This is a genomic window from Sediminibacterium soli (assembly GCF_009939225.1).
GTDB classification, from domain to species: domain Bacteria; phylum Bacteroidota; class Bacteroidia; order Chitinophagales; family Chitinophagaceae; genus Sediminibacterium; species Sediminibacterium soli.
In genome coordinates, this window is record NZ_JAACJR010000008.1 from 1 (window position 1) to 12,253 (window position 12,253).

Annotated in this window: 9 protein-coding genes; 8 read left to right on the top strand and 1 reads right to left on the bottom strand. The window is 52.0% G+C overall.

Annotated elements, in window-relative coordinates; translation table 11 throughout:
- Positions 1-278 precede the first annotated feature (278 nt).
- From GWC94_RS07290 to GWC94_RS07315, 6 genes are all read left to right on the top strand, one after another.
- Positions 279-1,238: an ABC transporter ATP-binding protein gene (locus GWC94_RS07290; protein WP_161834394.1), complete on the top strand. Its 960-nt coding sequence runs from the start codon at positions 279-281 to the stop codon at positions 1,236-1,238.
- An 89-nt stretch (positions 1,239-1,327) separates the two neighbouring features.
- Positions 1,328-1,753 carry a hypothetical protein gene (locus GWC94_RS07295; protein ID WP_161834395.1) on the top strand — a complete coding sequence of 142 codons (426 nt, stop codon included), beginning with the start codon at positions 1,328-1,330 and terminating at the stop codon, positions 1,751-1,753.
- Between the two features lie 71 nt (positions 1,754-1,824).
- Positions 1,825-3,528, top strand: coding sequence for a T9SS type B sorting domain-containing protein (locus tag GWC94_RS07300; RefSeq protein WP_161834396.1), 1,704 nt, complete (start codon positions 1,825-1,827; stop codon positions 3,526-3,528).
- A 70-nt stretch (positions 3,529-3,598) separates the two neighbouring features.
- Positions 3,599-5,734 carry a gliding motility-associated C-terminal domain-containing protein gene (locus GWC94_RS07305; RefSeq protein WP_161834397.1) on the top strand — a complete coding sequence of 712 codons (2,136 nt, stop codon included), beginning with the start codon at positions 3,599-3,601 and terminating at the stop codon, positions 5,732-5,734.
- 97 nt (positions 5,735-5,831) lie between these two features.
- Positions 5,832-6,503 carry a uracil-DNA glycosylase gene (gene ung, locus GWC94_RS07310; RefSeq protein WP_161834398.1) on the top strand — a complete coding sequence of 224 codons (672 nt, stop codon included), beginning with the start codon at positions 5,832-5,834 and terminating at the stop codon, positions 6,501-6,503.
- A gap of 12 nt (positions 6,504-6,515) precedes the next feature.
- The gene (locus GWC94_RS07315) at positions 6,516-7,271 is read left to right on the top strand and encodes a lysophospholipid acyltransferase family protein (protein WP_161834399.1); all 756 of its coding nucleotides are present in this window, start codon (positions 6,516-6,518) and stop codon (positions 7,269-7,271) included.
- Between the two features lie 175 nt (positions 7,272-7,446).
- Here the strand turns inward: GWC94_RS07315 and GWC94_RS07320 are convergent, their stop codons facing one another.
- A complete protein-coding gene (locus GWC94_RS07320; RefSeq protein ID WP_161834400.1) occupies positions 7,447-10,071 on the bottom strand; it encodes a putative LPS assembly protein LptD in 2,625 nt (874 codons plus the stop codon).
- A gap of 149 nt (positions 10,072-10,220) precedes the next feature.
- On the opposite strand from GWC94_RS07320, the gene GWC94_RS07325 reads away from it, so the two are divergent.
- Both GWC94_RS07325 and GWC94_RS07330 read left to right on the top strand, forming a co-directional pair.
- Positions 10,221-11,183 (top strand): N-acetylmuramoyl-L-alanine amidase family protein, encoded by a 963-nt coding sequence (locus tag GWC94_RS07325; RefSeq protein WP_161834401.1) that lies wholly within the window; start codon positions 10,221-10,223, stop codon positions 11,181-11,183.
- A 39-nt stretch (positions 11,184-11,222) separates the two neighbouring features.
- Positions 11,223-12,224, top strand: coding sequence for an MlaD family protein (locus GWC94_RS07330; protein WP_161834402.1), 1,002 nt, complete (start codon positions 11,223-11,225; stop codon positions 12,222-12,224).
- The last annotated feature ends 29 nt before the right edge of the window (positions 12,225-12,253 follow it).

The following is a 12,253-nucleotide window of genomic DNA, read 5'->3' on the forward strand; positions in this document are numbered from 1 at the left end:
TGTTTTATTTCAGAGCCTTTGACCTCCCCGCTTCAGCGGGATGCGCTATCCAACTGAGCTACCGGTCCAATAATTTGTTTTATTTCAGAGCCTTTGACCTCCCCGCTTCAGCGGGATGCGCTATCCAGCTGAGCTACCGGTCCAATAATTTGTTTTATTTCAGAGCCTTTGACCTCCCCGCTTCAGCGGGATGCGCTATCCAGCTGAGCTACCGGTCCTTAACGGGCGCAAAATAACGAAAAAAACAGAAGCGGTACAAACTCGGCTTATCTTGCAGCATGGCTTTTTTGTCTGTTAACGGCATCGGCAAAAAGATCTCGGAATCTTTTTCGCTCGAAGAAATTGATTTTGTCCAGCAGCCCCTGCACAAACTGGCGGTCACAGGCGAAACTGGTTCGGGCAAAAGCACGCTGCTGCGGATCATTGCAGGATTACTGCAACCCGACCAGGGATCGGTATGGCTGAACGATCAACGTGTGCCGGGACCGGACGAACAATTGATACCCGGTCATGCCTCCATTGCCTACCTCTCGCAGACGCATGAGCTGCGCAACAATTACCGGATAGAAGAACTGCTCGACTATGCCAACCGCCTGCCACGGAAGGATGCCGAAGCACTGTACCGGATAGGCAGGATCGATCACCTGATGAAAAGAAAAAATGTTCAGCTATCCGGCGGGGAAAAACAGCGCGTGGCCCTTACCAGGCTGCTGATCGGCGCACCCCGGTTGCTGTTGCTGGATGAACCTTTTTCCAACCTGGATCCCATACACAAGCAATTGCTCAAAGCGGTTATCAGCGATATCGGCGACAGGCTGGGCATCACCTGCATCCTCACTTCTCATGACCCCACCGATACCCTGCCCTGGGCCGATGAGATACTGATCCTGAAGAACGGCCGGCTATTGCAGCAGGGCAGTCCCACCCACCTGTTTCACCACCCGGTAAACGAATATGCCGCAGGACTGTTTGGCCCTTACAACCTGCTCGACGCAGCCGCGGCGCAACTGCTGGGAATCGATACTGCCGATGCGGGACAGGCACTCGTTCGCCCCAACGGACTGGTGATCGCAGACACAGGCATACCGGTAACCATCACCGCTAAACAGTTTTACGGAAATTACGAATACCTGCAGGCCCTGCTGGGCACCCTGTCGCTGACGCTGATCGGCAGCGGGCGCCCCGTGGCGGCGGGAGAAACCGTATTTGTGCAGCTCCGCCATTACAGCCGGTTATAATATTCTGATTGCCAGCGATCCGGATACTATAAGCTTTCTTTAAGCCGCAACGCCTGTATTTGTTGTAGTTTTGAACAGATTTGCAGCTTATGAAACAGGTTGTTTTTTTACTGATCGTACTGGTTTCCGGCGCCGCAACAGCACAGACCAAACAGGCAGCGGTTCAGAAAACCCAGACTGTAAAGTCCGTGGCCACGGAAGGAACCCTCGCCGGTTTTGAAACCGTGTTGTCGGACGGCAAAATACTGTTCAGCAAAAAACTCTCCTGGAGCAGCCCCGGAAGCGCCCCCGCCGCGGCCTATTTCCTGGAAACAAAAAACAGCAGTTTCAACAACGGCAAACCCTTTGCCGTAAGCCTGAACAAAGATGCGTTCGACAGCTATTTCCAGAAAAGTTCGCCCGAGCTGAACCAGAAATGGGCACAGCTGACAAAATTCATGCAGGACCGCCGTTTGTCCTATACGGACGAAGAAGGCTGGATAAAAGCCATCAACTACCTCAACAGCATCCTGTAGCCGGTGGGGGTTAACAAGGCAACTAATTTTCTCGCTCCGCCGTTTAGATACCGGGATTACGCTAACTTTAAATGACCAGACTTACCGGGATATTTATGCGCAGACCCGTTCTTACCTGTTTATGCTGGCTTTTGGCTGTATTGGTGGATGCGCAGAACAAATGCCCCGCCAATATCGGTTTTGAGCTGGGAAACTTCACCGGCTGGGACTGCGGTATCGGCAATATCAGCGGCGCCAGCGGCCAGATCAACCTGCAGGCAACCGCCCCCGTGGATAACCGGCAAACACTGTACAACAGCGCCGTCAGCGGCGATGTGCTGGACCAGTTCGGGGGATTTCCGGTCTGTTGTCCCAACGGCAGTAATTTTTCTGTAAAACTCGGCAACTCAAGTACGGGCGCGCAGGCCGAGCAGGTCAGTTATACCTTTACCATTCCTTCAGACCAGAACAATTACAGCATCGTATACCATTATGCGGTGGTTTTTCAGAATCCCGCGCATGCCAGCTGGGAACAGCCCAAATTCACCGCCAATGTGGTGGATGTACAGTCGGGCCAGTACATCGGCTGCAGTTCGTTTTCCTATACGGCCTCTTCTTCCCTGCCGGGGTTTAAACAGTCCACCGTGCGCGACAGCGTTTTTTACAAAGACTGGACGCCGGTCACCATCAAACTCTCGGGTATGGCCGGCAAAACCATCCGCCTCGAGTTCACCACCAACGATTGTTCCAAGGGTGGGCATTTTGGTTATGCCTATGTGGATGTAAACCAGAACTGCACCTCTCCCATCAATGGCAATGTATTTTGCGCAAACAGCGACCAGATGACGCTGATCGCTCCCTATGGTTTTGCAGGTTACCGCTGGTTCAACGACGATTTTTCGCAGCAGATTGGCAATAAAAGCACGCTTGTGTTTAAACCGGTTCCCGCACCCAATACCAGGTATGCACTTGAGGTGGTGCCCTATCCCGACCAGGGCTGCCTGGATACCCTGTATACAACCGTTGTGTTCTCGCCCGAGCCGCTGGGCCTGTGTGTCAAACCGCATGTGGATGCCTGTATCAGTTCGGGGATAGACCTAACCGGTGGCAGTGTTACTGCGGGCAGCGGCTCCAACCTGAGTTTTTCCTGGTTCATTGATGAAACATTCAGCAAGTATGTGCAGAACCCGAAAAAGATCGTCAAATCCGGCACGGTATACGTGGTGGCAGAAAACGATGCCGGCTGTACCGTTGCCGACAGCGTAGTCATCAACATCGAACCCATCCCGGAATTTACGGTCACCGATCCTGCACAGGTATTCCGTCCTTCCACGGTGGATATTACCCAAACGGTTACCGCCTCCAATGGCGTATACCGCTATACCTACTGGCAGGATTCCCTGCTGCAGAAATCCCTGCCAAGACCCGAGGCCATCAACGAAAAAGGCAGGTATTTTATCAAGGGCGATAATACGGTTACGCCTGAATGCACGCTGCTGCGGCCGGTAAACGTAAAAATACTCGACCCCTCCATCGATGCGCCCAATATTTTCAGTCCCAACGGAGACGGCATCAACGATACCTGGCGGATCCCCAAACTGGCTTACTACCCGGAATGTATCGTGGAAGTGTACGACCGTTCGGGCAAAACGCTGTTCCGTTCCCTGCCGGGCTATCCTGCCACCTGGGACGGTACCTACAACAAACAAAAACTGCCCGTGGCCACCTATTACTACCGCATCCGTCTGAACAGCGAGCTCCCGTTTGTAAGCGGAAGCATCAGTTTGATCAGGTAAGCGGTCTTTAGAGTAACAGCTATCTCACTTGATCTGGTTTACCTTCATACAGAAACCCTGCCGGCCCTATATGCGCGGATTGATATGGATTTGTTTACCGATCCTGTTTGTTGCCGATGGTTTTGGCCAGGGGCTTTGTCCGGCCAATATCGGCTTCGAGAACGGCAGTTTTTCCGGCTGGCAATGTTATGCGGGCGATATCAGCAATACGGGCTCGGTATCCATGCAGAACACGCAACCGATCAATGGTATTCATACCCTTTATCAAAACACCGCGCCGCAGGTAAAGGACACTTTCGGGGGATTTCCTGTTAACTGTCCCAACGGCAGCGGCTACTCCATCAAACTCGGGCATGGTCTTGCCAGGGGGAAAGCACAGGCCGTTACCTATACGTTTACCATACCTCCGGGACAGAACGATTACAGCCTTATTTTCAACTATGCGGTGGTATTGCAGAACCCGGCGGATCATCTTGCCTTTGAGCAGCCGCAGTTCACTTCGAAAGTATTTGATGTAAGCGCGAATAAATACCTCGAATGCGGATCGTTCCAGTTCATCGCCGCGCCCAACCTGCCGGGTTTTAAAGAATCACCGGTGGAAAAATACATTTATTACAAAGACTGGGCGCCGGTTACCATCAGGCTATCGGGTATGGCCGGCAAAACCATCCGTCTGGAGTTTACGGTGACCGATTGCACCAAGAAAGTGCATTTTGGCTATGCCTATATCGATGTGGACGAAAACTGCACCACACCGGTTACCGGCAACACCTATTGCAACGGCACCGATGCCGTGGTGCTGAAAGCGCCCTATGGCTTTAAAGAATACAAATGGTTTGACGAGGCATCCTCCACGCTGATCGGCACGGGCAATACCCTGCGTATAACACCGCCGCCGGTTGGCAATACCAAATACCGGCTGGAGATCGTTCCTTTTCCCAACCAGGGATGCTACGATACCATCGAAACAAAGATCATTGCGCTAAGCGATTTTATGTTGCTGAAAGTAAAAGACACAGTACAGGGATGTGTGTCGCCGGGCGCGGATATCGCCAATGCATCGGTAACGGCGGGCAGTACGCCAGGGTTGCGTTTTCAGTATTTTACCGACAGCACCCAGGCGGCGCTGGTTGCCAACCCCGCGGCGGTTACGAGAGAGGGCGGGTATTATATCCATGCCACCGCGGGCAGCGGCTGCACCGATATCAAACCCGTATACGTGCAGCTGAAAAAGCCACCGCTGCTGGTAGTGAGTTCCCCGGTTTGCGAAGCGATTTCTGCCGATCTCACACAGGCATCGGTCACCGCAGGCAGCGAAGCCCGACTGGTGTTTACTTACTGGCAGGATACCACCGCCGTAACCGCCATCGGCAACCCGGCCGCCATCACCGCCAGCGGAAAATATTTTATCAGGGCCACCAATACCGCGGGTTGTAACAGTCTTGCGGCGGTTGCGGTAACCATCGGTAACCTGCCGGGTGTTGTGCTCGCGGATATTCATTCCTGTGGCGAACTGCTGTTTAGTAACGCCAGGCCTGCTGCGGGCAGCAATCCATCCGCGCAGATAACCTACTGGCAGGATGCCGCTTTATCCGTTGCGGTAACGCCCGCGCAGGTTTTCAGCGCCAGCGGCACCATCTACGCCAGAGCGGTGGCCGTTTCCGGCTGCAGCCTGGTAAAGCCGCTTCAGGTGCTGATCCACGAGAATCCCGCATTTCTGGTAAACGATCCGCCGCCTGTAACCAGACCCGCAACCGTGGATCTCCAGTACACCATTTCCGCAAACATACCGTTCAGCTATTCTTACTGGCACGATGATAAAGCGACCAGGCCGGTTGAATCACCGCACGCGGTTACGCTAACCGGCCGGTATTATATCAGGGGCAGCGACCAATACGGATGTGTCAGCACCAAAGCCGTAACTGTGCAGATCATCGATCCGCCGGTTGCGGCGCCAAATGCCTTCAGTCCCAACAACGATGGCGTGAACGATACCTGGCAGGTGCCCATACTCAGCGCATACAGCAACTGCACCGTTGATATTTATACGCGCGATGGCAGAAAAGTGTTCAGTTCAACCGGCTACAGCATACCCTGGAACGGAAAGCAAAACGGCAGAACGCTCCCTACAGGCACTTATTATTATGTGATCAGGCTCAACCCCGGTAAAACACCGGTATCGGGCAGCGTGACCATTGTGCAATGACAACCGGCCTGCCGCTTTTGTTCCGGGATACCGGTTGCTGCCACTTCGAAAAATCGTAGTTATTCCGTTACATTCGCGTTGAACCGTTCGCAGCCTTATGAATGTACAAATCGAAGCCAGCTGGAAAGAAGTCCTGAAGCAGGAATTTACCAAGCCGTATTTTCTGCAGGTTGCTGCGCACCTCAAAACAGAAAAAGCTTCGGGCGCCACGATCTATCCGCCAGGGCAGCTGATCTTCCACGCTTTTGATCAAACACCATTCGACCAGCTGAAAGCGGTGATACTGGGACAGGATCCGTACCACGGCGCCGGGCAGGCGCATGGACTCAGTTTTTCCGTACCCAACGGGGTAACGCCGCCGCCATCGCTTGGTAATATCTACAAGGAACTGCATACGGATATCGGTATGCCCATTCCCAAAACAGGTAACCTGACCAAATGGGCGCAGCAGGGTGTACTGCTGCTGAATGCCGTACTTACCGTTCGCGCCAATGAGCCCGCGAGCCATGCCAAAATAGGGTGGATGGACTTTACCGATGCGGTGATCCGCAAAATATCAGCCGAAAAAAAAGGCGTGGTATTCCTGTTATGGGGCAGGTTTGCCCAGGAGAAGCAGGTACTGATCGATGAAACCGTACACCATGTGCTGAAAGCGGCGCACCCCTCTCCCTTCAGCGCAGACAAAGGATTTTTCGGGTGCAAACATTTCAGCAAAACCAATGAGCTGCTGCGCGCACAGGGACTCGAAGCTATTGACTGGAATCCATAACTGTTACCGACAATGAACCGTACAAGAAATCAGTGGTTGCTGAACATTGTTTGCCGCGTATGGGCGCTGTGGGCCCTGTTGTTATTTCTCGGAACCATGCTTGTGGCTTTTGTCTTCTACCTGCCCTGCTTTTTTTTAAAAGACCCGGCAAAAGCCGCCTGGCACAGACAAGTTTCCAGGGTATGGATGTTGCTGTACCTGCACCTGATTGGTTGCCCGTTCAGCGTAAAAGGCAGGGAACATTTTTCCGCTTCCACCAATTACATCGTTGTCTGCAACCACAACAGCCTGATGGATGTGCCGATAAGCACACCGTTTATGCCAAGACCCAATAAGACCATCGCCAAAAAAAGCTTCGCCCGCGTACCGGTATTCGGATGGATCTATTCTTTTGGCAGTGTGCTGGTAGACAGGAACAGCGATGGCAGTCGCCGCAAGAGCATCGACGATATGAAACAGGTGCTGGCCCTGGGTATCGATATGGTGATCTATCCCGAAGGCACACGCAACCGAACCGGGGACCCATTAAAGAAATTCTACGACGGGGCTTTCCGTTTATCGGTGGATACCCAGAAACCGGTGATGCCGGTGCTGTTGTTCCATACCGCCAAAGTGCTTCCTCCCAACCGGTTTTTCTATCTCTGTCCGCACAAAATCGAAATGCATTTTCTCCCCCCCGTAGAACCGGGCACCATGACCGCCGACGCGCTCAAAACAAAAGTGTTCAGGATGATGTGGGAGTATTATGAGAGAGGAATTATGGATTAGTGGATTCTGGATTTGCGGATTGCTGAATGAGGTAATTTCGGGAAGCGTCGGGGATGAGCATTATGGGTGAGCTTTCACTAATCATGAATGCCCCCGGGCACAAAAATCAGCCGGCAACTCCTCCAAAATCCAGCATTCACTAATCCGCAATCCGCAAATCCGCTAATCCGGAATTTTAATAGTTCGTAAACGTTCTGCTGCGGTTGATCTTCAGGTCGCGAAGGATGCCCGATTTGGGGCTGAACATGATATTGAATGAGCGGTAGATGCCTATCGGCATCACGTTGATCGATAGCTGCCAGCAATGCATCTCGCGCGAGATGAACATGGAGAACTGCTGCAGTTTGGCCGTGCTGAAATCGTAAAAACCCTGGCCGCCCAGTTTCCATTTCGGGGACAGACTGAAATCGCCATTAAAGTTCATGGTGGAATAAACGATCGATTCAAAACCGGAATAATCGGGCTTCATCTGCCGGTTCAGACTGAGAGAATAGGACAATGATACCGTCCAGGGAATATTGAAATCGGTGAACTCTGCGGGGTTTGCCCTTACAAACTGCAGTTGCCGCTGCTGTTCGTCGGGCGTCATGAAAGGATCCACCGGAATATTCTTATCCTCCGCTTCCTTGCCATCGCGGGTTTTGCTGGAAAAAGAAGTGGAAACGGCGAGACTGGTATTGATCAGTCTTCCGAAATTGAGTTTAGAAGGGTCCAGCGCCAGTTTGTTTACCCGGTATCCCCTGGCATTCACCTGGTAGGGATCCAGTACGGCTGAAGCGGTGATGCTTACCTTTTCGAACAGGGTGCTGCGCGCATACAGGTTGATGGAACTGAGCGCAAAGCTGTCTATCAGAAAATTATAGGAGCCGCTGAAACCAAATCCGTCCAGCAGTTTCACTTTTCGCGATTTCTCTTTTGATGTGGTATCACGGTTATGCACTTTCATTTCAAGCAGGTTATCAACGGCGAAAGTGATACCGCCAAAAGCACCTTCTGAGATCGGGCCGATGATGCCTCCGTCGAACTGCGAGAACCGCATCACATTACCCGCGGTGTCGATCCGGGTATTGTAAAAATATTTTGCACCGAAATCGGGGCGGTAACTGAAGGATACCGATGGCCGTATCTCATGGCGTATGGCCTCTACATGTTTGGAGCGCTTGAAAAGATAGGTACCGAATATGCGCGTATTAAGTGCGGCGCCGAAACTCATTTCACGCGCCGTATAAAAACCTTTCTGGATGGTGGTGTCCACTTTTTTCAGCGTATTGTTCCAGGAACGGAATATGCGCTGTCCATACCATCTCTCGCCGTACGAAACGCTTGGTGTTACGATAAACGGCCCCAGCGCAGGCAGGGCAAGCGTAATGGGCACGCTGTGTATGGCACCCCACTGCAGGGTGTCGAGCATTTTTTTGAAACTGAAGGCGCTGTCGTAAAATGAAACCAGGTTCTGGAAGTTGCCGCTGTAACCGATACCGATCTTTTCATACCATTTCTGCGCGCCTACCTGTTCTTTTTTCTGGAAAGGATACATCGTCACCACATTGAAGTTGGCCGTGGGCAGGTTCAGGTTCATCAGTCTGGATACACTGTTCTGGTTATGGTTCAGGTTCAGCGAAAGATTGTATTTGCCGTTCCAGTCTTTGTTATAGGAAACGGAGGAACTTAGCTGGTTCTGAAAATTCTGGTAAGGGTTGGTGAACTGGTTCCGGTTAAAACGCGTGCTGCCGAAATTCACATTGGCGGAAAAACTGGTGCCGGGTCTTGCTTTCGAATCGCGGCTATGGCTCCAGTTGATCATAAACGTATTGCTCTGCGAAAACTCGTCCTTGGCAATAAAACCGGTATTGAGCGTTCTTGTTTTCTGCAGCGAAATATTCAGGCTGCCCGTGTATTTGTACCGTTTTACATACCTGCTGGCCGTATTCAGCCGCCAGCCACCATAGGAATAAATATTGGACGTGATGGTGATATCCGAATACTGGTTGGGGGTGAGGTAATAACCCAGTCCCTCCAGTCCCAGCCCAAAACTTTCGCTGGCCGTGAACGTGGGAAACAGCACACCGCCATGCCGCTCCCTGTTCAGCGGAAACAAAGAGAACGGCAGCGAGATCATCGGTATCGGAACAGATTCCACCTCGGGGTATACCCTGCCCGTAACGCCGATCTTGTCGTTCACGATCTTCATCCTGCGGGTGCGGAAGGCAAAATGCGGGGTATCGAGGTTACAGGTGGTAAACCTTGCATCGCGGGCAAATATCGAGTTACTGTCTACTTTCTTCAATGCCCTTGCATTCACAAATATCTCTCCTTCCTGGAAGAAGGTGTTCTTGGTAAGCGCCCTGGCATCGTTCATCCGGTAGATGATGGTATCGCTGATCGATTTCAGATCGCCCTGTACAAAAGTGGGTTTACTGGCAAGATCGCCTGTGGTGTCTTTTGCACCGTAGGCAGTGATCACTTTGGTGGAATCGTCGTAGGTAATAACACCCGCGTCGAGTTTCATGTCTTTATACTCTGTTCTTGCCTTACCGTACAATACAAAATTCCGGGTGGGAACCATCAGCAGGGCCGAATCATCGGCATGATAATGCACGGGCGCATCAAGCGAATCCTTCGACAGCGGCACCGTATCCGCCACCACAACCAGCGAATCTTTTTTCAGACGCGAACTGTCTGCCTGCCGGCGCACCACCGTATCTTTTTGCAGGGTATCGCCTGTGCGTTTGGCGGGAACAGTGTCGGACAGCTGAAGGGAATGCGCAAAAAACAAAGGCGAAACAACGCCGGCTTTCACATAAAACGTTAATATGAGCAAATACGCCGCAACAACAATAGCCAGCCCCGTTTTTACGTTAATTTTGTACAGTTTGCACCTATTCACAGTGGCAAAAATAGGTTTTCAACGGGTAACTATTCCTTCCCGGTATTCTTTAACGAAATGATATGCTGATCAGAAAATACGCTGCTTTGATTTTGTTAAGCTTTGGATCGATGGCTTTTTCCGCTTTTGTCCCGGTGATTAACCATGGCAGCGACCCAAAAAAGCCCTTCCAGAAACAGCCGCTCAAGCGCATCGTGATCGATGCCGGGCATGGCGGAGGTGATATCGGTGCAAAAGGCCGTTATTCCACCGAAAAAGAGATATCGCTTTCCGTGGCGCTCAGGCTGGAGCGGATGCTGAAAGCCGATATGCCCGATGTGGACATCGTTATGACCCGCAGAACCGATGTATTCGACCCGGTGACCCGGAAGGCCCAGCTGGCCAACCAGGCCAAGGGCGACCTGTTTATCTGTATACATGTCAATGCAGGGGGCGGCCCCGTCAGACACCGGGAATTTGTGGGCTACAGAACGGAGACCTATTACAAGGGCAAAGGCAGGAAAAAGAAAGCCTATACACGGCAGGTGAAGGAATACCGTACCTGGACAACCCCCAACCCTGCCAAAGGCACCGAGACCTTTATTTACGGGGTTGACAAAAGCGAGGCGGCCAAAGCTGCGCTCAGCGCCAATGAAGATCTGTACCTCGACAGTATTTCAGCCAGGGAACTGAAGGATTTCAATCCTACCGATCCGGCCAAAATGATGATCATCAACATGAAGACCCAGAGTTATTTTGCGCGCAGCGCCAACCTGGCGCTTACGATAGAAGAGGAATTCAAAAAAATAGGCCGTATCAGCCGCGAAGCCAAGCAGCGGCAGAAAGGCATCTGGGTGCTGCAGGCCGTGGCCATGCCCGCGGTGCTGGTAGAAACCGGTTTTATCTCCAACCCCGATGAAGAAGATTACCTCAACAGCGCCGAAGGGCAGCAGGAGATCTGCGAAGTGATTACCCGTTCGGTAAAGCGCTATCGCTTTTCGCTTGAGAAACAGGTTTCCGGTAACGGGGCCGCGGGTTCGCGGTAGTTTCCACTCATCCCAATAGAAAGCTTAGTTTTGTCACTTATGAAAATTTCCAATGAAACCAAGGTGGGCGCGCTTACGGCGATTGCCATCACTTTGCTGATACTCGGCTTTAATTTCCTGAAAGGCAAAACACTGTTCAAGACCGGCAATATCATTTACGCTCCCTATGCCAACTCAAAAGGCCTGATGGTGTCCAACCCGGTGTATGTAAACGGCTTCCAGGTAGGCGCCGTGTTCGATATCGAGAACAAGGATCAAAACCTGTCACAGATCGTTGTCGCCATCAAACTGAAAGGCGATTACAATATTCCCCGCAACTCGGTTGCTTCCATCAAAGAGAACCCACTGGGCGCACCCAGCATTACGATCACGCTGGGCGATGCCAAAGAGTTTATCAAGACGGGCGATACCCTGCTTACCACCTCATCGGCCGGACTGATGGGCGATGTAATGGCCAAACTCGGCCCCGTGGGCGACCAGATCACCACTACCCTGCATTCGCTGGACAGTGTGCTCAGGAACATCAACACCATTTTCGACCCTGCCACAAAGGGCAACCTGCAGCAGGTGATTGCCAATATCAACCGCACCACGGCCAGCCTGGTGGTTTCTTCCGCTTCGCTGCAGGGAATGCTGAACCAGCAAACAGGCGCCATTGCGCAGTCGATGGGCAATCTTTCCAGCTTTACGAAAAATCTTTCCGACAACAACCAGAAGATCAGCAACTCGCTGGCCAGCCTCGAAAAGGCAACGGGCAATTTTTCCAATGCCGATGTTGCCGGAACGGTAGACAGGCTGAAAGCGTCCATCAATTCGCTGAACGGGATGCTGGAAAGACTGAACTCGCAGGATGGCTCGCTGGGCAAACTGATGAACGACAAGACACTTTATAATAACCTTATCAATACCGTACGCAGCGCCAACATACTTTTGGATGACCTGAGAGTACATCCCAAGCGCTACGTGAATATTTCCGTGTTTGGGCGAAAAGACAAAAGCGGCCCGCTGATGGTGCCGCTGAACGATTCAGTACCGAAGTAGTCAGATGAACGGTTTCAAACAACTGATAA